The sequence below is a fragment of the Marinobacter halotolerans genome (assembly GCF_008795985.1).
GTDB classification, from domain to species: Bacteria; Pseudomonadota; Gammaproteobacteria; order Pseudomonadales; family Oleiphilaceae; genus Marinobacter; species Marinobacter halotolerans.
Genome location: NZ_VMHP01000001.1, coordinates 1968707 through 1991634, shown reverse-complemented (window position 1 = coordinate 1991634; position 22928 = coordinate 1968707). Strand labels below are relative to the sequence as shown.

Below are 22928 nucleotides of genomic sequence, written 5' to 3'. Positions count from 1 at the left end.
TACATTTGTACAGCTATATTCTACGCTTTGTGGCAACAGTCACTCACCGGTGTCACGCCATGAGACCAGAGAGCCAACCTGCGAATTTCGCCACCATAAGACGGCGCTTTGAATTTCGCAGCATTGAAATCGGACGATGGGTATCCGAGCCCGAGAAAGACCGCGCCGCCATCCGTTTCCAGCAGGCCCTGAACGACCTGATGGACGTACTGGGTGGCCCGGAACACCTGATCTCCCTGCGCCAGACCCTGGGGTTGCAATACGGTATCGGTGGTCGGCCGGGCGTGTCGGCCCATTACCTGCCTGGCACCCGGCAGCTCGCGCTGGCCAAAAACGCCGGGGCGGGAAGCCTCGCCCATGAATGGTTCCACGCCTTTGACCATTACATGGGCAGCCGCATGTTCCAGAAATCCGGCAAAGGACTGTTCGCCTCCACCGGCTGGCTGGAAAGCACGCCGCTGAAACCCCACCCACTGAATGGTCTGTTGGCTGATTGCTTCAAGGCGGTGATGCTGAACCAGAATGGCACCGAACCCAGCGAGCTTTTCCGCCAGTCCCGCCAGGCGGATCAAAGCATGGGCGTGCTTTATTACGCCCGGCCGGAGGAGATGTGCGCCCGCGCCTTCGAAGCCTTCGTGGAAGACGCCCGCCCCATGAGTCATTTCCTGGTTCGCGGCAGCCGACAGTCAGACGAAGCCAGGGCCGGGCTCTATCCCCAGGGCGAGCAGCGTTCAGGTATCAACGAAGCGTTCCGGCGTTATTTTCAGGCACTGGGCGGCGCGCTTTACCGGGAACTGGCGGACGCCACCATGTCATCGTAATGATGATAGAAAACGCCGCCCGGCGCGGCAGCGCCCTGCTCGGCCAGTAGCATCACTTCATTAACCATGGCACTGGCCACGTGCGCCGCATCAATACCCCGATACCGCTTTAAGGGTCCTTGCAGCAGGCAGTTGACCGCGGGCATGGCCTTGATCCCAAGATTTTCGGCCAGCCGCTGCTCGGCCCTTTCAGTCATTAGCAGCCCAGGCTGATAGATGGACAGCCGGGGGTAATTCAGCGTTTTCAGCGCGTCTTCCAGCTCGCCTTTCACGCGGTTGTAGAAAACCGGCGATGACGAAGATGCCCCCACGGCGGACATCAACAGAAAAGCGTTGACCCCCTGCTGCCGGCCCAGCTCCGCCGCTTTCAGCGGAATACCACCGTCAATCTGGCGGAATCGCTCCCGAGAACCGGCCTTTTTGATGGTCGAACCCAGGCAACAGATAATGGCGTCTACCGCGAACAGGTCCTGGTGTTGCTCCAGATGATCAAAATCCACCAGTGCCTCTGCCAGCTTTGGATGGCTGATACCGGTTTCCCGGCGAACCGGCGCCACCACGCAGGAGACCTGCTCACAAGCCAGTAATTTATCCATTACCATGCCGCCGGTCAGGCCGGTGGCACCCAGTAACAGCACTTTCATTGGTCCACTCCCTGTAACAGTGTTTTCACCCAGTCCAGAACCTCTGGTTTGTGGGCCGCATCCAGCACAAATTCCTGACCCCGGGCGGCGCTTTTCAGCGCGCAGCCCGAAGCCGTCCGTGACCACCGATCCATGTTCTGATGATAGGTCATGGCGTCGGCCACCGACTCCGGATAAAAGCAGGCGGGCAACCGCCATTCGGTTGTGGTTCTGGCCTGCGACGCGGTCAACCGGTGTTTAGACGTCATCTGATCAAAGATCCCGGCACCGCTGCAACCGATCTTTTCTCCTGCCAGCTCAAGCTGGTCGCTAGCCACATAAAGCGTGTTGGCAGAATCTGCTTCGCCGTGAAAATGCGGATGATAGCCGGCCCAGGGCAACTGACCGTCGGCCAACTGATCAATGGCGTGGACCTCGCCAATCTGCAGCCAGCCCCAGAGACCATGGAAGGGTTTTGAATCCCGACGGAAGCGCCAGCGGCCCCGCTGTTTCTCTACCGCCTGGAACAGACCAAAAAACAGAAACAGGTCACCCTCACCAACGCCCTGTTTTTTCAGATGGCCCTGCGCACTGCCGGACTGCCCCAGGCAGGGCCGCCAGCCCGGGGCACGAGGCAATGAATCGGCAATCAGGTCCGGATCCAGATGGGCTTTTCGCTGCCGTGCCCGGGGATCACCGGTCAGGTTACGAATCAGCGTGCCGACTTTCTGGCCCCGCCACTGAATCTCGCCGTAGGGGATGCGTGAGCGACGATCAGGAATCGGCAGCGCATAGCCGCGACCGTCGGGGAAGAGGGGGCTGGGGCAGCCGCCGGCAGACGAATCAAATCCCTTGCGGCTCAGAATCAGTTTCAAGATAGTTCCCGGTTTACCGCTGCTCCGCGCCTCTCAGTATGGCATGCAGCAGTTCTTCCGCATCAAATTTGGTCAGGGCTTCGTCGGCCCCCACCTGTGTGGCATAGCTCACACTCATCTCGCTGTTCAGTGAAGTGTGCAGAATAATGTAGGGCTGCTTCAGGCCGGACTTGTCCCGCACATTGAACGTCAGTTCGTAGCCGTCCAGACCGGGCATCTCGATGTCGCTGACCAGAATATCCACCGGTTTGCCGTGGCTATCCGCTTCCAGCAGATGGTTCAGCGCATCCTGGCCGTTGGTGGTTACCGAATAAGACACCTCCTTGCTGTCCAGCGCGTCAGACAGCTGCTTACGGGCCACCTGGGAATCGTCCACCAGCAGAATGTTCAGGCCTTTCAGGGTTTCCCGCTGCACATCCGTCAGCACCACCTCCGCCGGATTCACTGACTCCGGATACACCCGGGCCAGCAACAGCTCCACATCCAGCAACTGAACGATTTCCTTGTCCAGCTGGAGAAGGCCGGTAATAAACGCCCGGTTTCCCAGGCTCTTGGGCGGCGGCGCCACATCCTTCCACTGGGTCTCGATAATCTTCCGCACATTGCGCACCAGAAAGCCGATTTCCTTGCGCTGTACGTCCGTGACGATAATGGATGCGGTCTTCCGCTCCTCCGGCGTCAGAGGTGCATAGCCCACCGCATAGGCCATATCGATTACCGGCACCGTGGAGCCCCGAAAATTCATGGCTCCGATCACCGCACCGTGACTCTTCGGCAGCCGCGACAGCGGGGTATAGGGCATGATTTCCCGAATCTTCAGCGTGCCCAGACCGAACAGCCGATTGTCGTTCAGATAAAAAAGAAGCAATTTCTGGGGATGCGATTTTCCCTCAGCCATGGGCGCTCATCCTGTTAAAAGTATGTCGACGAGTATAACAGTCTGCCTGCAGACTGCCCGATACGGAAAGCCGAAACCTTCGACAATCCATCAGTAGGTGCGGAAGTACGATTTGAATCCGCCAACCTTCTGGCTGCGTAATATTTAGACAGCGTTCCGGGAGGCCGCATCATGAAAACCCTTTTCTCCACCACCACATTCAAGCTTTTGGCATGCGCCGTCGCCATCGTTATCACACTCGCTTTGACCGCCATGCCCGCGGCCAGTGACGACACCGACGATGCCATAAAAGATATTATTCTGTCCCAGATCGAAGCCTTCGCGAACGACGACAAGGAGGCAGCCTGGTCGTTTGCATCCGAAGGCATCAAACGCCAGACCGGCTCTGTCGACACCTTCTACAACATGGTGAGACTGTCCTACGAACCCGTGTACAAAGCCTCGTCCATTGAATTCATGGAGCGCGTTCCACATGATGGCTTTCAGATCCAGGTCTTGCAGCTGCGCGGCCCGGACGGCAAACGCTGGCGTGCGGTCTACCGCATGGTCCGCAATGACGATCAATGGCGCATCGGCGGCGTAGCGCTGAAAGAGGCACCTGACACCATCTGATCCGGAATTATCGAACCAGATAAACCGAACCGATTGGCATGCCCTCGTGACATCGATTTGACCCCGGACTTTACGTTTACGTAAACTTCCACTAATCTGGTCAATATCAGAACAATTTGACCGGAAGCACCATGTCGGACAAAAAACATTTCAGCATCAGCGAGCTGGCCAGAGAATTCGACGTCACTACGCGAAGCATCCGCTTCTACGAAGACGAAGGATTGCTGCACCCCGCCCGTCAGGGCCAGACCCGCCTCTTCAGCAGTAAAGACCGGGCGCGCCTGAAGCTTATCCTGCGGGGCAAGCGCATGGGTTTCTCCCTGGCAGAAACCCGGGAACTGTTCGAACTTTGGGACGAGACCCTTACCGGCACTGAAAAGCAGCTACTGAAAACCCTGGAAGTGGTGGAGCGCCGCCGCGCCCAGCTGGCCCAGCAGAAAAACGACATCGCCATGATGGAAATGGAACTGGACGCCCACGAAAGCCGATGCCAGGAAGCACTTCAGGACATCCGCCACAGACAACAAAAGGCAATGACATGAAATCCCAGTACACCGAACTTAACTTCGGCCTAGGCGAGACACTCGACAGCCTGCGTGAACAGATCAACCGCTTCGCCCAGGCAGAAATTGCCCCCCGCGCCGCCGACATCGATGAAAGCAACCAGTTCCCCATGGACCTGTGGCAGAAAATGGGCGACATGGGCCTGCTGGGCATCACAGTCAGCGAGGAATACGGCGGCGCGGGCATGGGCTACCTGGCCCACGTGATCGCCATGGAAGAAATCAGCCGTGCGTCTGCCTCCGTTGGACTGAGCTACGGCGCCCACTCCAACCTGTGCGTCAACCAGATCTACCGCAACGGCACCGAAGAGCAGAAGCAAAAGTACCTGCCCAAACTCATCAGCGGCGAACACGTCGGTGCCCTGGCCATGTCCGAGCCCAACGCCGGTTCCGACGTGATCTCCATGAAGCTCTCAGCCCGGGACGAAGGCGACCACTACGTGCTGAACGGCACCAAAATGTGGATCACCAACGGCCCGGACGCCAGCACTTATGTCATCTACGCCAAAACCGACGTCAATGCCGGCTCCAAAGGCGTTACTGCCTTCATCGTCGAGCGCGGCTACCCTGGCTTCAGCCGTCACCAGAAGCTGGACAAACTGGGCATGCGCGGCTCCAACACCTGCGAACTGGTGTTTGAAGACTGCAAGGTACCAAAAGAGAACATCCTGGGTGGCGAAGGCATGGGCGCCAAAGTGCTGATGAGCGGCCTGGATTACGAGCGGCTGGTGCTCTCCGGCGGGCCGTTGGGCATCATGCAGGCGGCCATGGACATCACCGTGCCCTACATCCGCGAACGCAAACAGTTCGGCCAGGCCATCGGAGAATTCGAGCTGGTCCAGGGCAAGGTCGCGGACATGTACACCTGGATGAACACCGCCAAGAGCTACGTCTACATGGTCGCCATGTCCGCCGACCGCGGCGAAACCACCCGCAAAGACGCCGCTGGCGCGATCCTGTACTCCGCCGAAATGGCCACCAAACTGGCCCTGGACGCCATCCAGTTGCTGGGCGGCAATGGCTACATCAACGAGTACCCGACCGGCCGCCTTCTCCGCGACGCCAAGCTTTATGAGATCGGCGCGGGTACTTCCGAGATTCGGCGTATGCTGATTGGTCGGGAGCTGTATTTGAACAACTAGGCCCTCTGTCTTTGGTGGAGGCGGTCGGCCGGACCTAGGCAGTGACCTCCAATAAAATGCGCTGAGCGGCTAGCAACCAAAGCCAGACGAGGGGCAGCGGGTAAAGCGATTCGAAAATTTCGTAGGCCATGGATGGCCGAAGATAAGCGCACATGGGTGAGGCAAGCGTTTATTAAGCGAAGCTTCATGCGCAGCCGAACGACAGCAATCTGTGATTGCTGGCTGGACCCCGCAAGGGGTGCTCGTAGCGGTTTTCGAATCGCTTTACCCGCTGCCCCGATGCACGGAATAAGATATGACCGTACTCCAAAGCAAAGTGAACCCAAAAGACGACGAATTCCAGGCCAAAAAACAGGCCATGGCAGACGCCGTCGCGGATCTGAACGATAAAATCGCAACCATCCAGCAAGGCGGCGGCCCCAGTTATCAGGAGCGCCACGTGGCCCGGGGCAAAATGCTCCCGCGCGAACGCATCAACTACCTGCTGGACGACGGTGCCGCGTTTCTGGAAATCGGCCAACTTGCCGCTTACAACGTTTACGACGAAGACGTCCCCGCTGCGGGCACCGTTGCAGGCATTGGCCGCGTCAACGGCACCGAGTGCATGATCATCGCCAACGACGCCACGGTGAAGGGCGGGAGCTACTACCCGCTGACGGTCAAAAAGCACCTCCGTGCCCAGGAGATCGCTCTCGAAAATTGCCTGCCTTGCATTTACCTCGTCGATTCCGGCGGCGCCAACCTGCCCCGACAGGATGAGGTGTTTCCGGACAAAGACCACTTCGGCCGCATCTTCTACAACCAGGCCCGTATGTCTGCCGACGATATACCCCAGATCGCGGTCGTAATGGGACTGTGCACCGCCGGGGGCGCTTACGTGCCAGCAATGGCGGACGAGTCCATTATCGTCAGGGAACAGGGCACCATTTTCCTGGCCGGGCCGCCGCTGGTGAAAGCGGCCACCGGCGAAGTGGTTTCAGCCGAAGATCTGGGCGGGGCCGACGTGCATTGCAAAACCTCCGGGGTGGCCGATCACTACGCTGAAAACGACGCCCATGCCCTGGACATTGCCCGCCGCTGCATTGGCAACCTGAACCGCAAAAAGCCCACGCCGGTGGAAGTGCGCGAACCCAAAACGCCACTTTACGACCCCAAAGAAATCTACGGCATTGTCGGCACGGATCTGCGCAAGCCCTTTGACGTGCGGGACGTGATTGCCCGCATGGTCGACGGTTCCGAATTCGACGAATTCAAACGCTACTACGGCCAGACCCTGGTTACCGGTTTTGCCTATATTCACGGGTACCCCGTGGGCATCATCGCCAACAACGGCATCCTGTTCAGCGAATCCGCCTTGAAGGGCGCCCACTTTGTGGAGCTGTGTTGCCAGCGCAATATTCCCCTGCTGTTCCTGCAGAACATTACCGGTTTTATGGTGGGCCAGCGCCACGAGGCCGAAGGCATCGCCAAACACGGGGCCAAGATGGTGATGGCCGTAGCCTGCGCGAACGTGCCAAAGATCACCGTGCTGATCGGCGGCTCTTTTGGCGCGGGCAATTACGGTATGTGTGGCCGCGCTTACAGCCCGGACTTCCTGTGGATGTGGCCAAATGCCCGCATCTCGGTGATGGGCGGCGAACAGGCGGCCGGTGTGCTGGCCACCGTGAAACGGGAAGGCAAGGAGCGCAAAGGCGAAAGCTGGAGCGACGATGAAGAAGCCGAATTCAAGCAACCAATCATCGACAAGTATGAAGAACAGGGCCACCCCTATTATGCCAGCGCCCGCCTCTGGGACGACGGTGTGATCGACCCGGCCCAGACCCGGGAAGTGGTCGCACTCAGCCTGTCCGCCACCCTGAACCGACCGGCTAAACCCACGCGCTTCGGCGTGTTCCGGATGTAATCGAGGAGACCATCATGACCGATCAGACACCCGCCGTGGTTCTGAACAAACGTACCGAAGGCGTCACCGAAGTGGTCCTCAACTACCCGGAAAAGCGCAACGCGTTCGACGACCTGATCATCCGCCGGCTGATTGACGCCCTGGACCAGGTGGCCAAAGACGACAGCACCCGCGTGGTGATCGTGCGTTCCGAAGGCAAGCACTTCTCCGCCGGGGCCGATCTGGCCTGGATGCGGCGCATGGCCGGCAATACCCGGGATGAAAACCTGGCAGATGCCCGCCAACTGGCAAAACTGATGTCCACCCTCAACCACCTGCCCAAACCGGTGATTGGCCTGGTGCAGGGCGCAGCTTTTGGTGGCGCCGTGGGGCTGGCCGCCTGCTGCGACATTGTGATTGCCACGGAAGACGCCAAGTTCTGCCTGAGCGAGGTCAAACTGGGCCTGATTCCGGCCACCATAAGCCCCTATGTGGTGAGGGCCATGGGCGAACGCCAGGCACGCCGGTATTTCCTCACCGCCGAAGTGTTCAGCGCCAAAAAGGCCAGACAACTGGGCCTTATCCACAGGATCTGTGAGAACAAAGACGCCCTGCAAACCTGCTGCGACGAACTGACTACCCAACTGATGCAGAACGGCCCCGAGGCCATCAAGGCCGCCAAGCAACTGGTCTTTGACGTAAGTCAGCAGCCACTGACCAAAGAACTGATCGACATGACCTCCCAGCGCATCGCCGACATCCGCGTCAGCGACGAAGGCCAGGAAGGGCTGGGCGCGTTTCTGGACAAGCGGCCTCCGAGTTGGGCGCCCGAGGAGGATCAGTAAATGTTCCGCAAGATCCTGATCGCTAACCGTGGCGAAATCGCCTGCCGCGTGATCCAGACCGCCCATCGCCTGGGCATCCGCTGTGTGGCGGTGTATTCCGATGCCGACGCCAACGCCCGCCACGTGGCCATGGCCGACGAAGCCTTCCACATCGGGCCGGCGCCCAGCTCGGAAAGCTATCTGCTGGGTGAACGGATCATCGACGTCGCCAAACGCAGTGGTGCCGAGGCCGTTCACCCCGGTTACGGCTTCCTGTCGGAAAACACCGGCTTTGCCGAGGCCTGCGAAGCCAATGGCGTTGTGTTCATTGGCCCGCCCTCGGCCGCCATCGCCGCCATGGGCTCCAAATCCGCCGCCAAGGCCATCATGGAAAAAGCCGGCGTACCTCTGGTGCCCGGCTACCATGGCGATGACCAGTCCCCGGAATTGTTGAAAGCCGAAGCACAGAAATGCGGTTACCCCGTTCTGCTGAAAGCCGTCGCCGGTGGCGGTGGCAAGGGCATGCGGGTCGTGGAACGCCCCGAGGACTTCAACGATGCCCTGGCCGCCGCCCAGCGCGAGGCAATGAACGCGTTCGGCAACCCGGACATGCTGATCGAACGCTACCTGACCCGCCCACGCCACGTGGAAATCCAGGTGTTCTGTGACCATCAGGGCCAGGGTGTTTATCTGGCGGAGCGTGACTGTTCCGTGCAGCGTCGCCATCAGAAAGTCATTGAAGAGGCCCCCGCCCCGGGGCTGGCCAGACGCACCCGCAAAGCCATGGGCGACGCCGCCGTTCGCGCTGCCCAGGCCATCAATTACGTGGGCGCCGGCACGGTGGAATTTCTCTACGACGCGGACGGTTCATTCTTCTTCATGGAAATGAACACCCGCCTGCAGGTGGAACACCCGGTGACCGAAATGATTACCGGCCAGGATCTGGTGGAATGGCAGCTACGGATTGCCGATGGCGACCCACTGCCCCTGTCGCAATCCGAAATACCGATTCATGGACATGCCCTGGAAGTGCGCGTTTACGCCGAAGACCCGGCCCACGACTTTCTGCCCGCCACCGGCCGTCTGCATTATCTGCGCACCCCCGCCGAGAGCGATCATGTGCGGGTGGATACCGGCGTGCGGGAAGGCGATGACATCAGCGTTCACTACGACCCGATGATTGCCAAACTGATTGTGTGGGACCACACCCGTGAGCAAGCCATCAATCGTCTGGTGACGGCACTGGCCGACTATCGGATTGCCGGGGTGAAAAACAACCTGTCGTTCCTTCACGCCATCGCCGATTCCACCCCTTTCCGGAACGCGGACCTGACCACCGGCTTTATCGACCAGCATGCCGGCCTGCTGTTCGGGCCACCGACGATCGACAACGACGAATCCCTTGCCCTGGCCGCCGCGTTCGTGATGAGACAGCGCCAACCAGCGAAGGACCCGACCGATCCCTGGTCCCCGTTTGCCAGCTTCAGCAACTGGCGGCTGAATGCCACCTATGCCGAACCGCTGAAGCTGAAAGTGGGCGATACCGTTCACACCCTGCAGATACGCAACGGGCAAAGCCAGGATGACGAGCTGACAATTACCACTGAGACCGGGCATTACCAAATTCACGCCACCCTGAACGATGACCAGCTGGACGCCACCATTAACGGGCATCGCCAACGGGTTTTCGGGCATGTGCAGGGCAGCGACGTAACCCTGTTCCAGAATGGCGAAACCTTCCGCTGCGCGGTCTTCCGGGAAACCTTTGGCCTTGGCGACGTCGCCACCGAAGGCAGCCTTGAGGCCCCCATGAACGGGGCGGTCATCTCTGTACAGGCCCGAAAGGGCGACACTGTCACCGCCGGTCAGACCCTGGTTATCATGGAAGCCATGAAGATGGAGCACGCCATCAAGGCCCCGGCCGATGGCGTGGTCAGCGACGTGTTCTTTGCCGAAGGCGACCAGGTCAGCGAAGGCGCCGAACTGATTGCCATTGACGTAGTGCCTGATGTGATGGAGAGGGAGACAGAAACATGAGCTTTCCCGGACACGTACGCATCGCCGAAATGAGCCCCCGGGACGGCCTGCAGAACGAACCCGGCCCGGTGCTCGCCACCAACCTAAAAACCGGGCTGATCGAACACCTGGCCGACTGCGGCCTGACCCACATCGAATCCGCCAGCTTTGTGTCCCCGAAATGGGTGCCGCAGATGGGCGATGCCGCCGAAGTGATGGCCGGCATTAGCCGCAAGCCCGGTGTGCGCTACACCGCCCTGACCCCCAACATCAAAGGCTTCGAAAACGCCCTGGCCGCTGGAGTGGACGAAGTGGCCGTGTTCGGCGCCGCGTCTGAAACCTTCAGCCAGAAAAACATCAACTGCTCGATCGCCGAAAGCCTGGACCGGTTCGCGCCGGTGATGGAAGCCGCCGCAAAACACCGGATTCCGGTGCGCGGTTACGTTTCCACCGTACTTGGCTGCCCCTATGAAGGCGATATCGCCCCCGCGCAGGTGGCCCTGGTGGCCAAAGCCCTGCTCAACATGGGCTGCTACGAGGTTTCCCTGGGTGACACCATTGGCGTGGGCACACCACTGAAGGCCAAACGCATGCTCGCCGCCGTGGCTGAACAGGTGCCCATGAATCAGTTGGCGGCACACTTCCACGACACCTACGGCCAGGCCCTGGCCAACCTTTACGCCGTGCTGGAAGAGGGCATCAGCGTGATTGATGCCTCCGTCGCCGGGCTTGGCGGCTGCCCCTACGCCAGAGGCGCCTCCGGCAACGTGGCCACGGAAGACGTGATCTATCTGCTAGACGGGCTCGGTATTGAAACCGGCGTGGACCTGAAGAAACTGGTGAAAACCGGGGACTGGATCAGCGCACAGCTGGGGCGAAAGAACGGCTCCAGAGTCGGCCAGGCCATGGGCGGAACAGGGGAATGAATCACTGGAGGCGGAAAACATGACTCTTCCAAGCTACTCTCCAAGCTATACGAGCGGCACATCGGATAAACCCCTCCTGGGCATGACCATCGGCGCAATGCTGGACCGCACCGCCGAGAAATACCCGAACACCGAAGCCCTGGTATGCCTGCACCAGAACATTCGCTGGACCTACAGAGAGTTCGTGGAAAAGGTCAACGAAGCGGCCCGAGCCTTCATGGCCATCGGCGTCAAACGCGGCGAGCGCGTGGGCATCTGGTCCCCCAACTGCTACCAGTGGACGGTCACCCAGTTCGCCACCGCCAAGGTGGGCGCCATTCTGGTGAACATCAACCCGGCGTATGGCCTGCACGAACTGGAGTACGCCATGAACCTGGCCGGCATCGCGGTACTGGTCACCGCGGACAGCTTCAAGGCGTCTGACTACCGCAAGATGATCTACGCCCTGGCTCCGGAACTGCAAACCGCCCGTCCCGGCAGACTCAAGGCCCAGAAAGTGCCCGAACTGCGCGGCGTGATCAACCTGGACAAGCGCAAACACGACGGTATGTGGACCTGGGAGGAGTTCATCGGATTCGCCGGCGACATCAGCCAGGCAGAACTGGACAAGATACAGGGCCAGCTACAGTTCGATGACCCCATCAACATACAGTTCACCTCCGGCACCACCGGCAACCCCAAAGGTGCCACCCTCACCCACCACAACATCCTCAACAACGGATACTTTGTGGGGGAAAGCCAGTTGCTTACCGAGCAAGACCGCCTGGTAATCCCCGTGCCTCTTTACCACTGCTTCGGCATGGTGATGGGCAACCTGGGCTGCATCACCCACGGTGCCACCATGATTTACCCTTCCGAGGGCTTCGAACCGAAAGCCGTGCTGCAAGCAGTGCACCAGGAGAAGGCCACCGCCCTGTATGGCGTGCCCACCATGTTCATCGCTGAACTGGCCGAGCCGGACTTCGAAACCTATGACCTGTCCACCCTGCGCACCGGCATCATGGCCGGCTCCATCTGCCCGGCGGAGATCATGAGAAAGGTCAACGACAAGATGCACATGAAGGAAGTGCAGATTGCCTACGGCATGACCGAAACCAGCCCCGTGTCCGTCCAGACCAGCTCCCTGGACCCGTTCGAGAAACAGGTGACCACCGTGGGCCGCACCCAGCCCCACCAGGAAACCAAAATCGTCGACCCGGCCAACGGCAACGTGGTGCCGCGTGGTGAAACCGGCGAACTCTGCACCCGCGGCTACAGCGTGATGCTGAAGTACTGGAACAACGAAGAGAAAACCCGCGAAGCCATCGACGATTTCGGCTGGATGCACACCGGCGACCTGGCCACCATGGACGAAGACGGCTATATCAAGATCGTCGGCCGCATCAAAGACATGGTCATCCGCGGCGGCGAGAACATCTACCCGAGAGAAATCGAGGAATTCCTCTACACCCATCCCGCCATCGAAGAGGTGCAGGTTACCGGCATTCCCGATGAAAAATACGGCGAAGAACTCATCGCCTGGGTGAAACTGCGCCCGGACGCAGACCCTGTCACCCGCGACGAACTGCAGGAATTCTGCAAAGGCCAGATCGCCCACTTCAAGATCCCCAGGAACTACAAGTTCGTGGAGGAATTCCCGATGACCGTCACCGGGAAGATCCAGAAGTTCAGGATGCGGGAGATTTCTATTGAGGAGATGGGGTTGAAGAAGTAGCCCTCAGCCTTTGCTTCTTTCCTACCTCAAACCCCGGCTTTATGTCGGGGTTTGTGCTTTGTGTAGTTGGCGTATACGCTCCGAGAGAAGCTGGAATCATGAAGCGCGCTTCGTTATTACGGGGTTTTTGATTGCGAGGTTTGCAGAGGCCTGACTTTAGAGACTTTTTAGTGGTTAGGTTCCAAGCTGAATGGAGTAATGAAGCGATCAGTTTTTTGTTGGCGGGGTGACCGCTATCTAATTGCTGTTATACGTAAGGAGTGCCATGTATCTGTATGAGCTGACTTACCCCGGGACATGGCTTCAGCTTGAGAGTGATGAGGTTCGGTTCGAGATAGAAGGCGCGCTGCGTGCACTTGAAGGAATTCTTACCGAAGCAGCTATCGCTCTGTCGATGTTTGAAGAGAGTCAAAGTCAAAGACCTGATCCCCGTAATGAGTGGGAAAGAGATGCTGAGATAAGGCGACAGGCCGAGGATGAAATTAGGAAAGAGGCTGGCGACGATTACTATCAGAATTTCGATGAGTATCGGCTTTTGTCGGAAAAACGAGTGAGGGATAAAAAGGCCGAACTCGGTATGTTGCCACGTTCTTACATACATAAAATTCCGTTTATTCATGCTCACACATTTGTATACGCTGTTGATTCATTTGGTAAATATTTAGAGATTCTCCAGGAGTACGATGAGATTCCCGGAGAAATTGAAAAGTGCTCACATGAATTTGATCGTCTATTGCCATCGGTACGAAAAATCAGAAACTCAGCGCTTCACATAGAAGATCGTTCCCGCGGTTACGGGCCACCCCGGGATAAGAAAAAGGGTAAGAAAATGGAAGTCGAAGGGTTTTTAGGGTTGAGTAACTTGGAGGGCAATAGTCTTTGCTACACCATTGATAACGGGAGTTACCAGAGAGTCGAAATTAGCCCCGAAGTACTGGGGATTCTCGTCAGCCTGGCGAATCGAGTATTGGCTAGTTTCGAGTGGAGTGGGCCGGCACGCATTGAGCCAAGTTTTTGAAACGTATAACCAAGCCAGGCACGGCGTCGCCTTTTTCGTTGCGGCTTCGCCTCCACTACAAAGTCGCGCATGCTGGCGGCGTTATGTGTATTTCATCCACAGACCATGGAAGGGATTCTGATGACTGATCATTTAGGTTCTTGTCTGTGTGGCACCGCGAGCTTTGAGGTAAAAGGTGACTTCGATAGCTTTTACCTTTGCCATTGTCAGCATTGCCAAAAAGATACGGGTTCGGCTCATGCGGCAAATCTATTCTCACAGTCAGCTAACTTGGTCTGGCGGTCGGGTGCAGATGCTGTGACTTCCTTTACGCTTCCAGGCACTCGCCATAGCAAAAGCTTTTGTAAGTTGTGTGGCTCAGCATTGCCAAACACTCAGATCCCAGGTTTGCTCGTCGTTCCCGCAGGGTGCTTGGACACTGAAATCTCTATGGCGCCAACAGCACACATCTTTTCATCAAGCAAAGCTGCTTGGGATGGGAAGTTAGGAAAAGTGCCAGAGTTTGAGGGGTTGCCAGATTGAATTACCATTACATAACCAGAGGCTGTTGGCGGACGCACCTACGCTGCGCTCCGGCACGCCGCAAAGCCAAGCGTTAGCTGTGATTGCCCCAACTGCAAAGTGATACTATAGTGCCACTACCAGTCTAATTCACGGTGAGTCCATGAAAGTTGAGCTTGTTACGAACCTCAAGCGCCAAGCCACAAAGATTCTGGCAGATCTGCACTTGTCTAAAGAGCCGATACTGATCACGGAGCATGGTCAGCCATCCGCATATCTTGTCGATGTGCAGGACTACGAGTTTATGCAACGCCGACTTGAGCTGCTTGAGGGGCTCTCACGGGGAGAGCGTGCTGTATTTGAGGGAAGAACGTACAGCCAAAGTGAGGCCAGGGAGAAAATGAGTAAATGGCTGAAGTAATATGGACTGAGCCCGCCCTTCAAGAGCTGGGTGCCCTCGCTGAGTACATTGCTCTGGATAATCCTGCTGCCGCAAATCATCTGGTCCGGGAAGTTTTTAATAAGACCGAGCGTTTGGAAGATTTTCCCCAATCAGGACGGACTCCACCAGAGCTGCCTAATTCGGTATACAGGGAGGTAGTGGTTCCTCCGTGTCGCATTTTTTATCGTGAGGATGAGAAGCGGGTTCTCGTCCTTTTTGTTATGCGAGAGGAGCGACAGCTTCGTGCCTACATGCTTGGGAACAGCTAACCAGGCGCGTCACCCGGATGCCTTTGCCTCCGCTTCGCTACGTCAAAGTCACCGGTGCGCTTCGGCGTTAGGTTTTTCGAAGTTTTCAACAAGTGAATGGAATTTCATAGATGGAAGAGTATTACCCTCATATTATTAAGGCCCTGATAGGTGCAGTCGTAACTCTTACCTTTACCCAGGTTAAATCTTACCTTCCGGAACGGAAGGAATCGAAGCAGCATGACAGCTTTGAAATTTTAAGGAGCTTTATGGCTCAGGGACTTGAGGGAAGGCCAAATATAGTTGTCGAGCATGCTTTTAAGAATTATCTGAAGTTCTCCTTGAATTACTCGGAGATAATGAGACTGATTAACCTGCAAAATCCATTGAGGGCTTTCCAGCTTTATAAAAGTGCCCGATTCATGGTCGAATACAACGAATTTAGCAAGTTTTTTGAATATAAAGAAAAATATAATAATAAGAAGAAGAGGAAGGCTGCAAAGCATAAAGCTTTTTTGGCGTATTTTGTGTATGCATTCTTGGCGGTAATGGCACTTATGTATGCCCCAATTTTGGTTCAGGTGAGTGGTTTTCAAGGATTTGCTTTCATTTTCTTTTTTCTGGTGTTCTTTTTACCCGCTGCGTGGCTAATGTTGGAAGAGTCTGGTCACGAAGAAAATGCAGAATATTTTATGTCTTTTCTCGAGCGTGACTCCAAATATGAACCTAACAAGCCGATGAATGCGGACACCATTAAACAAAACTCCGCTTCGCTTCATCATGTTTCATGATGCCGGTTATCGTAGCGTTAGCCGTCATGGAGATTTGACATTAGAGATCTATTGAAAAATATCTTGCCAGAACTTCTAGGAGCGATTTTTGCTGTTCTTGTCATGGGGTTCGCGTACGTTATTCTTTCATTTTTCATAGAGATAACTCGCTCCACCTCATTTCAGTTGATGGCGCGCAAGATAGCTGAAGGTGAATTTAACCTATTGCCAGCCACTGTGGTAGTGGCGATCGCGCTTTTTGCTTTGAGGGAGTTTTTTGATTTTTACAAGAAGCGATCTGATAAGAAAAGGAATATTGAAGCGATAAAGTTGCTGATTGCTGACGAAATTGAAAAAAATCATTGGTCACTCGTTTCAATGTTCAGGATATTGTCAGAGTTAAAAGAAGATTTTGAGAAGGAAAAAAATACGATTCATTACTTGCATATTGCGAGAAATGGTTCGGAGCACTTTAGATCAAAAGAAGATCCAGAAGACGAATACTCTTCAGGCCAAGCTATTCCAAAATTCCATACTTCTATGTATGAGAGGCTTATCCCGGATATTGCAGCTTTAGATAAGAAATTGTTTCTATCGATTCACTCTACTTACGAAGAAATAATTGAGCTTACGCATTACCGCGACACTATGATCGACTACCTAGCAGGGGAAGAGTTGTCCCCAAGTCCAGAGTTAACTAAGCTATTTCTCAGTGATTTTGCAGATGAGAAAGACGATTATTACGAACACCTAAATAAAACATATAGGCTAATAAAAAATAAAAAGCTTATTGCTTGGAAGTTAAGGTGAATTTGCTAACAAGTGCAGGCAAGGGACGCTCCTGGCGTCGCGCCCCTGCTGCAAGCGTTATATGTTGTCACCGAAGGGGGAACTATGAACTCTGATAAATATGATCGGAACGTATCGCTTCAGTGCCCGACTTGTGGGGCAACACAATTTGAGTATGACGAAGCGGTTGAAAGCGATCATGCAAAAGTACGTTGTGTCTCCTGTGATCGCGAAATGACTAAAGAAGAGCTCATCCATGAGAATTCGGAAAATTTAGATGAGCACATGAGAGAGATAGGCGAGCAAGCCTTAGATGACGTGGCTAATGAAACGAAGAAGTCCCTGAAGAAAGCATTCAGTGGTAACAAAAACATAAAGTTTAAGTAGGGCTTATGGATGTATCTCTGGGAGACATAATTGCGGCGGTAGCTCTTCTTTTTTCGGGGTATGCGACTTGGCGTTCGCGAGGTTTACGTAAGAAAGAAGAAGAGCTTATTGAAATTCAGCACAAACTGAATGCATTAATGCTCGATAAAGAAGAGAGGGAAGCCCAGAGTGAAAATACGGCAGACCTCGGGGCAAACTTCATTACCCTAGGTAGTAAAAAACACCGCCTCAAGATTTTCAACAAAGGTAAGGCCACCGCTTATCAGGTAAGCGTTGAGCTTCCAGAGGGTAACGACTGCATTATAGATTCGGACTTGAAGGAAAAATTTCCAATGGAGTCAATGGAACCAGGGCAGACCGTAGAACTAATCGCAGCATTTAGCATGCAGACCAAGCGTAAGCACGCAATAAAGCTGCAGTGGAAGAATGCTGAAGGTGAACCGTTTGAGAAAGTTGCCCATGCTACGCTTTAGCACATATAACAAGCCGCTGTTGCCGGACAATTTTTCCACCGCTGCGCGGCTCCAAAATTGCCGCAAAGCTCCGCGTTAACTAAAAGGAGATAGTATGGCTCAGCTTCCCTATATGATTTCTGCTTCGGCGGTGAAGAAGATTTTAGAAAAAATAAAAGAAGCTCCTACCCCTGCAAAGTTCACGCAGAACTACCTATCGACCACATTGGGGTTTGAGGGGGCAAACGATAAAGCATTTATCTCTTATGCAAAAAGTCTCGGTTTTATAGATGCGTCCGGGGTTCCGACGTCTCTTTATAAGCAGTTTAGAACGCCCCACTTGTCACAAAGAGCTTTGGCTAGGGGTCTGATGCAGGCATATAAGCCCCTTTACGACAGAAATGAGCGGTTTTATGAGCTGACTAAGGCAAAATTTCACGAGTTAGTTTGCGCCGAAACCGGCCTAGACCACGATAACGTGACAGCAAAGAGAATTACCAATACGTTCCTCGAAGCAAAAAAGCTTGCCGACTTTACTGCGGTCGATGGAGCCGAAGACGACTCTGATTATGAAGAAGCGACCGAGTCGGACGAACAAAACTCGCCAGAAGAGCCACCTCAGGCAGTCGCTCAACATCACGTAGGAAAGCTTGGTCTTGCTTACAACATCAACTTAATCCTGCCAAACACTGATGATCCCAAGGTTTTTAACGCCATATTTAAGAGCCTAAAGGAGAATCTACTGTGACGGATCACATCGAGAATCGTTTACGTTCTTTTTATTTTAGCTGCATGGCAGCTAATGGCGATTTAGAGCGCTTAGAGGAAAGTGGCCAGTTAAGGCTTGTGGAGAAAGATCATAGGGTAGAGAGCAGCATATCCGATTATTTTGAAGAGAGCATATTTCGCGAAGCGAATCAGATGGCTCAACACTATATGACTTTCTATTGCTTGGAACGGTCGGCTAGAAATATCGTCGTCGGCAAGCTAGAAGCAATACATGGGGGTGGTTGGTGGGCATCAACTGTCCCGCCAAATATTCAAACAAGCGTTTCACAAAACATGCAGCGTGAGCTTGATGCAGGTGTAACTCCGAGATCGGAAAATGAAATTAATTACACCACTTTTGGGGAGCTCGGAGAGATTGTAAAAGCCAATTGGGCAGATTTTGGTGATATTTTTAAGAGCCCAAAAGCATTCACAAAAATAATGACGAATTTGAATGTACTCAGGGGGCCGATTGCTCACTGCAGCCCTCTTTCTGAGGATGAGGTGCTCAGGCTAGAGCTAACAGTCAAAGATTGGATACGGCTTCAGTCGACTTAAAGTTAACAAGTGCGTCAACGGGACCGCTTTGTTCCGCTGCCGCTCCACAAACCGGCCCGTTCCGCCGGCGTTATATAAAGAGAAAGGCGAAACAAGGAGTTAGTATGAAAAATTATTTCTACATTTTAGTTCTGATGCTTTCCGTTCCAAATCTAGCTTCGGCGGAAGATAGTTCGTCTCTTCTGTTTGATGGAGGAATTGGGAGCCTAATTGCCTTAAGGGATAATTTTTTTATCGAATATAGTGACCAAGTTTCTGATGGCTGCCTTCCTCAACCCTCGAAAATGAAAGACAAGATGGAGTTAGCTCTCCGTCAAAACGGATTCTCTATTTCAGCAGAAGAATCATTTTTCCCAAATGTGATAAAGATTACCGCACTAGGATTTGGCACAAACAACTATTCATGTGCAATTCATGTCGAAGCGAATCTTATCTTTTACGCCAGCGTCGCAGTGCCTTACGCACAAGAATTGGAAGACGGTAGCACTACATTTGCACCAGTAACTTTTACATTTGGAAGCACAATGTTGACTGGTAGGAAGAATGGGATGCAGGGACGCATAGAAGAAACAGTGAAAGAATTTGGAGACAATTTATACTTACAAATTTCTCGTTCCAAGGACGAACTGGCTGACAATTTTCCTGAAATTCTCGAATACCACGCAAAGCAGAATTCGCAGAACAATTAGGAATATAACAAGTGTAGGCGCGGCGACGCCCACTACATTGCGCCTTCGGCCCCACTCCGTGGGCGCGCATGCTGCAAGCGTTAGCACTTCATGCCCGACGGCTGTCGTCCACGTCATCTGCAAGCCAAGCTTTGATCAAAGACTGATAGGGCATATCTCGCTTGTTGGCCTCGATTTTGATCCGATCAAGCAGAGTTTCGGGCAAGCGGAGTGAGATTGTCTTGGTTGAGGGCTTCAACTTCGGAAAAGAAGCTGGTTTTGCGTGACTCCAGTCCAGGTAATCGGAGGAGTCGTGGGTTTCCCAGAACGCTCGCTCTTCTGATTCAGTTTTGAACTCAGGCATCTTTTTTAACTTGCTCATAAACAGCCCTCCCTTTGCGGTGCATGTCTCGAGCGGCAATCACCCGAACCAGCGTGTCGCCCTGCCTTAATGCAAACGTGATGTGAAGCATCCTCCGATCATCTGTTTCACCAAGAGCGTGAAAACGGGCCTCAGCCTGGCTGTGTTTGGAGTCTTCCGGTAACAGAAGCGGCTCATTAAAGAAAATTTCTTCCGCTTCGGACTGACTGACGCCATGTTTCTCCGCGTTTTTGCGGGAGTTGCCTTCGTCCCAGTCAAAGCCAGTAACTTGTGCCCAATTGATCATAAAAGTAAATTATCAGCATATACGCAGGCGTCAACAAGCGCTAACCAATGCAGGCACGGCGACGTGCGCCTTGGGCTCCATTCCAAGGGCGCGCATGCTACTGGCGTTAGGTGTTTTCAGGGAAGAAACTGTGAGTAAGTATCATATTGCACAACTCAACATTGCCACGCTGTTGGCACCGATAGATTCGCCGCAGCTTTCCGATTTTGTCGCGAATCTCGATCGGATTAATGCGTTGGCAGATGAAGCCCCTGGTTTTGTCTGGCGGCTACAAACCGAAGACGGTGATGCTACCAGCATTGATTATTTCGGCTCCGACAAGATCGTGAATCTTTCCCTCTGGGATTCGATCGAGGCTTTGCACAAATACGTTTATCGGTCTGCACATGTCGAGATCATGCGCCGCAAGAAAGAGTGGTTCGACAAAATGGGTGAGGCATACATGGTACTTTGGTGGGTGCCTGCCGATCACATTCCTTCAATTGAAGAGGCGGCGCAGAAGCTGAACATTCTGCGAGAGCATGGCCCAACCACGGAGGCTTTCACCTTCAAGAAACCATTCCCGGTTTCCGCCGGACGCCCAGCATAAAACCCGGGCTGACAGATACACAAAAGGACTAACAATGAACATCAAGGATGACTGGCAGAAAGTGAAGTCGGCACTGGAACAAGGTCAGGCCTCCAGTATCTACTGCTCAATAGCAACCGTTAACCCCGATAGCACTCCCCATATTACGCCCGTCGGCACTGTCTTTCTGCGCGATGATCAGACGGGGTATTTCTTTGATCATTACGCCGAGGCCCTGGGTAAGAACATCGACCAGAATCCTGATGTCTGCGTCATGGCGGTCAATGCAGGTCGGCTATTCTGGTTTAAATCACTGTTAAAGGGCCGTTTCGTTGCGCCCCCGGGGGTAAGGCTCTACGGCAAAGTCGGGCCGGTTCGTGAAGCCACACCTGACGAAATCGAGAAGATCGAAAAGCGGGTCAGGCCGTCTCACTGGATGAAAGGGGCGCGTATGCTATGGACAGACTTTACCCACGTCAGGGATATTGATTTTACCCATTACAAACCTGTCACCTATCCGGTGATGATGGACGGGATGTGGCCAGAGCATGCGTAAATCAGCGCTAGCGGCTTAAAACGGACTGCCCTATGAACCCGCACAGTGACGAAAAGATTGTCGACTCCTGGGGAAAGAATTCATCTCAGTGGACCGAAGCTGTGCGCGGTGGTCATATCGAGAGCCGCAGACTGATCACGAACAAAGCAATCGTCGAGGCTGTATTAAGTCATTCTCCTGTATCTTTGCTCGATATTGGGTGCGGCGAGGGATGGCTTATCCGTGAATTGGCGTCTCGAGTCCCGAATTTAGTTGGGGTTGATGTCGTGCCTGATCTGATTGAGCAGGCGGAAAAGGCAGGCGGGGGACGTTTTCTGGTGGCCTCTTACGAGGACATCGCGGCAGGTGCCGTCGACGGTTCGTTCGACATTGTTGTCTGTAATTTTTCGCTGCTCGGGAAGGAGTCGGTCGATACGCTGTTTGAAGCGGTATCGGCGATCCTGAAAGCGGGCGGGGTGTTTATTGTTCAGACACCTCACCCGGTGTCGGCAAGCGACCTACCTTATATCGACGGTTGGCGGGACGGCTCCTGGGCGGGTTTTGGCCCGGACTTTATCGATCCCGCCCCCTGGTACTTCAGAACACTCGGAAGCTGGGTGGCGCTGTTTTCAGACAACGGGTTTCAAATACGGGAGATACACGAGCCCATTCACCCCGAGACACATAAGCCTGTGTCCGTCATTTTCACTGGCGCTAACACGGCAGCGCACGCAGACGGGCCGGGCGGTAGAGCCAAACCAGACGTCAGACCCAAAGAAGGAGAGCCCCGTGTACTCAGGTAATTGCTTATGCGGTGAAGTCCGTTTCCAGATTCAAGGCGAGCTGGCGCCCATTCAGCTGTGTCATTGCTCGCAGTGTCGCAGGGCACAGGGTACGCCCCTCGCTACAAACATACCGGTGGACGAAGCCGCGTTTCAGCTCCAGAGCGGCGCGGAATTGCTAACCGCCTTTGAGTCCTCGCCGGGCAAGCAGCGTATCTTTTGCAGTCGCTGCGGATCGCCGGTTTTCAGCAGAAAGGAGTCGCTGCCGGGCGTAGTGCGGATTCGGGCCGGGCTGATCAATGAGCCATTGAACGCGAAGCCATCTGCGCACTGCTACACGGCGTCAAAAGCGAATTGGTGGCCGATTAACGATGACCTCCCGCAATTCGGGGCCGCTTACGTTGCGCAGGACGGAAAATAAGGCGTGCCGCGCAATTCAAGATGAGGACAAGCTATGGTGACAGTCATCGCTTTGAAGGCCCTGGTAATCTGGGCCGGCATCCTTGTTCTGGCCATTGCCAACGGCCTCGCGCGCGAATCCTTGCTGACACCGGCTTTCGGAACCCCGACCTCGCTCGTGCTAAGCGGATTGCTGCTCTCGGCGCTGATCATTGGCATGGCTTACGTGTCGCTTCCCTGGTTGCAAATCAGCCGCCCTGTTCAGTTTGTCATTGTCGGGCTTGGCTGGCTTGTTCTCACAATCGTTTTCGAATTTTCCTTCGGGCTCTGGCAGGGGAAGTCCTGGCCCGAGTTGCTGGCGGCCTATACGTTCAAAGGTGGGAACATCTGGCCCGTTGTTCTGGCGGCTACAGCGCTGGCACCCTATATTGCGGCCAGGCTTCGGGGCTGGGCCTAGCGCGCCTGATCAGGAGATCAAC

At 54.7% G+C, this 22928-nt stretch carries 30 protein-coding genes; 25 read left to right on the top strand and 5 right to left on the bottom strand.

Features of this window, described 5'->3' with window-relative positions; all coding sequences use genetic code 11:
- The first annotated feature begins 59 nt into the window (after window positions 1–59).
- Window positions 60–821 carry a CLCA_X family protein gene (locus FPL19_RS09165; protein WP_150912128.1) on the top strand — a complete coding sequence of 254 codons (762 nt, stop codon included), beginning with the start codon at window positions 60–62 and terminating at the stop codon, window positions 819–821.
- On the opposite strand, the gene FPL19_RS09160 is transcribed toward FPL19_RS09165, so the two are convergent.
- The 3 genes from FPL19_RS09160 to FPL19_RS09150 are packed head-to-tail and all read right to left on the bottom strand — an operon-like array spanning window position 785 to window position 3217.
- A complete protein-coding gene (locus FPL19_RS09160; RefSeq protein ID WP_150912127.1) occupies window positions 785–1465 on the bottom strand; it encodes an NAD-dependent epimerase/dehydratase family protein in 681 nt (226 codons plus the stop codon). The two genes, FPL19_RS09165 and FPL19_RS09160, sit on opposite strands and share 37 nt — an antisense overlap.
- Complete coding sequence (locus FPL19_RS09155) at window positions 1462–2319, bottom strand: Nmad3 family putative nucleotide modification protein (RefSeq protein ID WP_150912126.1); 858 nt, start codon at window positions 2317–2319, stop codon at window positions 1462–1464. Before FPL19_RS09155 ends, FPL19_RS09160 begins: the two co-directional genes overlap by 4 nt.
- A gap of 13 nt (window positions 2320–2332) precedes the next feature.
- Window positions 2333–3217, bottom strand: coding sequence for a chemotaxis protein (locus FPL19_RS09150; RefSeq protein ID WP_150912125.1), 885 nt, complete (start codon window positions 3215–3217; stop codon window positions 2333–2335).
- Window positions 3218–3388: 171 nt separating this feature from the next.
- On the opposite strand from FPL19_RS09150, the gene FPL19_RS09145 reads away from it, so the two are divergent.
- From FPL19_RS09145 to FPL19_RS09055, 19 genes are all read left to right on the top strand, one after another.
- The gene (locus tag FPL19_RS09145) at window positions 3389–3829 is read left to right on the top strand and encodes a DUF4864 domain-containing protein (protein WP_150912124.1); all 441 of its coding nucleotides are present in this window, start codon (window positions 3389–3391) and stop codon (window positions 3827–3829) included.
- A 131-nt stretch (window positions 3830–3960) separates the two neighbouring features.
- Complete coding sequence (locus FPL19_RS09140) at window positions 3961–4371, top strand: MerR family transcriptional regulator (RefSeq protein WP_150912123.1); 411 nt, start codon at window positions 3961–3963, stop codon at window positions 4369–4371.
- Window positions 4368–5534, top strand: coding sequence for an isovaleryl-CoA dehydrogenase (locus FPL19_RS09135; protein ID WP_150912122.1), 1167 nt, complete (start codon window positions 4368–4370; stop codon window positions 5532–5534). The genes FPL19_RS09140 and FPL19_RS09135 overlap by 4 nt, the downstream gene beginning before the upstream one ends.
- A gap of 295 nt (window positions 5535–5829) precedes the next feature.
- Complete coding sequence (locus FPL19_RS09130; RefSeq protein ID WP_150912121.1) at window positions 5830–7437, top strand: carboxyl transferase domain-containing protein; 1608 nt, start codon at window positions 5830–5832, stop codon at window positions 7435–7437.
- Between the two features lie 14 nt (window positions 7438–7451).
- Window positions 7452–8261, top strand: coding sequence for an enoyl-CoA hydratase/isomerase family protein (locus tag FPL19_RS09125; protein WP_150912120.1), 810 nt, complete (start codon window positions 7452–7454; stop codon window positions 8259–8261).
- Window positions 8262–10277, top strand: a complete 2016-nt coding sequence (locus FPL19_RS09120) for an acetyl/propionyl/methylcrotonyl-CoA carboxylase subunit alpha (RefSeq protein ID WP_150912119.1) — start codon at window positions 8262–8264, stop codon at window positions 10275–10277.
- Entirely contained in the window at window positions 10274–11182 is a 909-nt protein-coding gene (locus tag FPL19_RS09115; RefSeq protein WP_150912118.1) for a hydroxymethylglutaryl-CoA lyase, read from the top strand. Before FPL19_RS09120 ends, FPL19_RS09115 begins: the two co-directional genes overlap by 4 nt.
- 19 nt (window positions 11183–11201) lie before the next feature.
- Window positions 11202–12896, top strand: a complete 1695-nt coding sequence (locus FPL19_RS09110) for an AMP-binding protein (RefSeq protein WP_150912117.1) — start codon at window positions 11202–11204, stop codon at window positions 12894–12896.
- 265 nt (window positions 12897–13161) lie between these two features.
- Complete coding sequence (locus tag FPL19_RS09105) at window positions 13162–13914, top strand: hypothetical protein (RefSeq protein ID WP_191965242.1); 753 nt, start codon at window positions 13162–13164, stop codon at window positions 13912–13914.
- Window positions 13915–13983: 69 nt separating this feature from the next.
- A complete protein-coding gene (locus FPL19_RS09100) occupies window positions 13984–14436 on the top strand; it encodes a GFA family protein (RefSeq protein WP_318527383.1) in 453 nt (150 codons plus the stop codon).
- 142 nt (window positions 14437–14578) lie between these two features.
- Window positions 14579–14836 (top strand): type II toxin-antitoxin system Phd/YefM family antitoxin, encoded by a 258-nt coding sequence (locus FPL19_RS09095; protein ID WP_150912115.1) that lies wholly within the window; start codon window positions 14579–14581, stop codon window positions 14834–14836.
- Entirely contained in the window at window positions 14824–15126 is a 303-nt protein-coding gene (locus FPL19_RS09090; RefSeq protein ID WP_150912114.1) for a type II toxin-antitoxin system RelE/ParE family toxin, read from the top strand. Before FPL19_RS09095 ends, FPL19_RS09090 begins: the two co-directional genes overlap by 13 nt.
- Window positions 15127–15236: 110 nt before the next feature.
- Complete coding sequence (locus FPL19_RS09085; protein ID WP_150912113.1) at window positions 15237–15896, top strand: hypothetical protein; 660 nt, start codon at window positions 15237–15239, stop codon at window positions 15894–15896.
- Between the two features lie 63 nt (window positions 15897–15959).
- Window positions 15960–16685: a hypothetical protein gene (locus FPL19_RS09080; RefSeq protein ID WP_191965241.1), complete on the top strand. Its 726-nt coding sequence runs from the start codon at window positions 15960–15962 to the stop codon at window positions 16683–16685.
- A gap of 84 nt (window positions 16686–16769) precedes the next feature.
- Window positions 16770–17051 carry an ECs_2282 family putative zinc-binding protein gene (locus FPL19_RS09075; protein WP_150912111.1) on the top strand — a complete coding sequence of 94 codons (282 nt, stop codon included), beginning with the start codon at window positions 16770–16772 and terminating at the stop codon, window positions 17049–17051.
- Window positions 17052–17056: 5 nt separating this feature from the next.
- On the top strand, window positions 17057–17524 hold the full coding sequence (locus FPL19_RS09070) for a hypothetical protein (RefSeq protein ID WP_150912110.1): 468 nt from the start codon (window positions 17057–17059) through the stop codon (window positions 17522–17524).
- Window positions 17525–17618: 94 nt separating this feature from the next.
- Window positions 17619–18251, top strand: coding sequence for a DUF5343 domain-containing protein (locus FPL19_RS09065; protein WP_150912109.1), 633 nt, complete (start codon window positions 17619–17621; stop codon window positions 18249–18251).
- A complete protein-coding gene (locus tag FPL19_RS09060) occupies window positions 18248–18829 on the top strand; it encodes a Swt1 family HEPN domain-containing protein (RefSeq protein ID WP_150912108.1) in 582 nt (193 codons plus the stop codon). The genes FPL19_RS09065 and FPL19_RS09060 overlap by 4 nt, the downstream gene beginning before the upstream one ends.
- Before the next feature lie 104 nt (window positions 18830–18933).
- Entirely contained in the window at window positions 18934–19518 is a 585-nt protein-coding gene (locus FPL19_RS09055) for a hypothetical protein (protein ID WP_150912107.1), read from the top strand.
- 88 nt (window positions 19519–19606) lie between these two features.
- On the opposite strand, the gene FPL19_RS09050 is transcribed toward FPL19_RS09055, so the two are convergent.
- Together FPL19_RS09050 and FPL19_RS09045 are read right to left on the bottom strand one after the other, a co-directional pair.
- Window positions 19607–19879, bottom strand: a complete 273-nt coding sequence (locus FPL19_RS09050; protein WP_150912106.1) for a BrnA antitoxin family protein — start codon at window positions 19877–19879, stop codon at window positions 19607–19609.
- Window positions 19854–20165 (bottom strand): BrnT family toxin, encoded by a 312-nt coding sequence (locus FPL19_RS09045; RefSeq protein ID WP_150912105.1) that lies wholly within the window; start codon window positions 20163–20165, stop codon window positions 19854–19856. The genes FPL19_RS09050 and FPL19_RS09045 overlap by 26 nt, the downstream gene beginning before the upstream one ends.
- 130 nt (window positions 20166–20295) lie before the next feature.
- Between FPL19_RS09045 and FPL19_RS09040 the strand changes: the two genes are divergently transcribed.
- Genes FPL19_RS09040 through FPL19_RS09020 form a run of 5 tightly spaced genes read left to right on the top strand, consistent with a single transcriptional unit; the run spans window position 20296 to window position 22906 of the window.
- Entirely contained in the window at window positions 20296–20754 is a 459-nt protein-coding gene (locus FPL19_RS09040; RefSeq protein ID WP_150912104.1) for a DUF3291 domain-containing protein, read from the top strand.
- A gap of 34 nt (window positions 20755–20788) precedes the next feature.
- On the top strand, window positions 20789–21289 hold the full coding sequence (locus FPL19_RS09035; protein WP_150912103.1) for a pyridoxamine 5'-phosphate oxidase family protein: 501 nt from the start codon (window positions 20789–20791) through the stop codon (window positions 21287–21289).
- Window positions 21290–21321: 32 nt separating this feature from the next.
- The gene (locus FPL19_RS09030; RefSeq protein ID WP_150912102.1) at window positions 21322–22071 is read left to right on the top strand and encodes a class I SAM-dependent methyltransferase; all 750 of its coding nucleotides are present in this window, start codon (window positions 21322–21324) and stop codon (window positions 22069–22071) included.
- Window positions 22058–22471 carry a GFA family protein gene (locus FPL19_RS09025; protein WP_150912101.1) on the top strand — a complete coding sequence of 138 codons (414 nt, stop codon included), beginning with the start codon at window positions 22058–22060 and terminating at the stop codon, window positions 22469–22471. The genes FPL19_RS09030 and FPL19_RS09025 overlap by 14 nt, the downstream gene beginning before the upstream one ends.
- Before the next feature lie 33 nt (window positions 22472–22504).
- Complete coding sequence (locus FPL19_RS09020; RefSeq protein WP_150912100.1) at window positions 22505–22906, top strand: hypothetical protein; 402 nt, start codon at window positions 22505–22507, stop codon at window positions 22904–22906.
- The last annotated feature ends 22 nt before the right edge of the window (window positions 22907–22928 follow it).

Excerpts from the sequence above, each read along its gene's own strand:
- FPL19_RS09125 (WP_150912120.1), top strand. The coding sequence starts at position 7,452 with ATGACCGATCAGACACCCGCCGTGGTTCTGAACAAACGTACCGAAGGC.
- FPL19_RS09145 (WP_150912124.1), top strand. The coding sequence starts at position 3,389 with ATGAAAACCCTTTTCTCCACCACCACATTCAAGCTTTTGGCATGCGCC.
- FPL19_RS09090 (WP_150912114.1), top strand. The coding sequence starts at position 14,824 with ATGGCTGAAGTAATATGGACTGAGCCCGCCCTTCAAGAGCTGGGTGCC.
- FPL19_RS09095 (WP_150912115.1), top strand. The coding sequence starts at position 14,579 with ATGAAAGTTGAGCTTGTTACGAACCTCAAGCGCCAAGCCACAAAGATT.
- FPL19_RS09085 (WP_150912113.1), top strand. The coding sequence starts at position 15,237 with ATGGAAGAGTATTACCCTCATATTATTAAGGCCCTGATAGGTGCAGTC.
- FPL19_RS09115 (WP_150912118.1), top strand. The coding sequence starts at position 10,274 with ATGAGCTTTCCCGGACACGTACGCATCGCCGAAATGAGCCCCCGGGAC.
- FPL19_RS09130 (WP_150912121.1), top strand. The coding sequence starts at position 5,830 with ATGACCGTACTCCAAAGCAAAGTGAACCCAAAAGACGACGAATTCCAG.
- FPL19_RS09160 (WP_150912127.1), bottom strand. The coding sequence starts at position 1,465 with ATGAAAGTGCTGTTACTGGGTGCCACCGGCCTGACCGGCGGCATGGTA.
- FPL19_RS09105 (WP_191965242.1), top strand. The coding sequence starts at position 13,162 with ATGTATCTGTATGAGCTGACTTACCCCGGGACATGGCTTCAGCTTGAG.
- FPL19_RS09120 (WP_150912119.1), top strand. The coding sequence starts at position 8,262 with ATGTTCCGCAAGATCCTGATCGCTAACCGTGGCGAAATCGCCTGCCGC.
- FPL19_RS09070 (WP_150912110.1), top strand. The coding sequence starts at position 17,057 with ATGGATGTATCTCTGGGAGACATAATTGCGGCGGTAGCTCTTCTTTTT.
- FPL19_RS09050 (WP_150912106.1), bottom strand. The coding sequence starts at position 19,879 with ATGAGCAAGTTAAAAAAGATGCCTGAGTTCAAAACTGAATCAGAAGAG.
- FPL19_RS09135 (WP_150912122.1), top strand. The coding sequence starts at position 4,368 with ATGAAATCCCAGTACACCGAACTTAACTTCGGCCTAGGCGAGACACTC.
- FPL19_RS09020 (WP_150912100.1), top strand. The coding sequence starts at position 22,505 with ATGGTGACAGTCATCGCTTTGAAGGCCCTGGTAATCTGGGCCGGCATC.
- FPL19_RS09100 (WP_318527383.1), top strand. The coding sequence starts at position 13,984 with ATGCTGGCGGCGTTATGTGTATTTCATCCACAGACCATGGAAGGGATT.
- FPL19_RS09110 (WP_150912117.1), top strand. The coding sequence starts at position 11,202 with ATGACTCTTCCAAGCTACTCTCCAAGCTATACGAGCGGCACATCGGAT.
- FPL19_RS09140 (WP_150912123.1), top strand. The coding sequence starts at position 3,961 with ATGTCGGACAAAAAACATTTCAGCATCAGCGAGCTGGCCAGAGAATTC.
- FPL19_RS09035 (WP_150912103.1), top strand. The coding sequence starts at position 20,789 with ATGAACATCAAGGATGACTGGCAGAAAGTGAAGTCGGCACTGGAACAA.
- FPL19_RS09045 (WP_150912105.1), bottom strand. The coding sequence starts at position 20,165 with ATGATCAATTGGGCACAAGTTACTGGCTTTGACTGGGACGAAGGCAAC.
- FPL19_RS09055 (WP_150912107.1), top strand. The coding sequence starts at position 18,934 with ATGAAAAATTATTTCTACATTTTAGTTCTGATGCTTTCCGTTCCAAAT.
- FPL19_RS09030 (WP_150912102.1), top strand. The coding sequence starts at position 21,322 with ATGAACCCGCACAGTGACGAAAAGATTGTCGACTCCTGGGGAAAGAAT.
- FPL19_RS09065 (WP_150912109.1), top strand. The coding sequence starts at position 17,619 with ATGGCTCAGCTTCCCTATATGATTTCTGCTTCGGCGGTGAAGAAGATT.
- FPL19_RS09075 (WP_150912111.1), top strand. The coding sequence starts at position 16,770 with ATGAACTCTGATAAATATGATCGGAACGTATCGCTTCAGTGCCCGACT.
- FPL19_RS09150 (WP_150912125.1), bottom strand. The coding sequence starts at position 3,217 with ATGGCTGAGGGAAAATCGCATCCCCAGAAATTGCTTCTTTTTTATCTG.
- FPL19_RS09165 (WP_150912128.1), top strand. The coding sequence starts at position 60 with ATGAGACCAGAGAGCCAACCTGCGAATTTCGCCACCATAAGACGGCGC.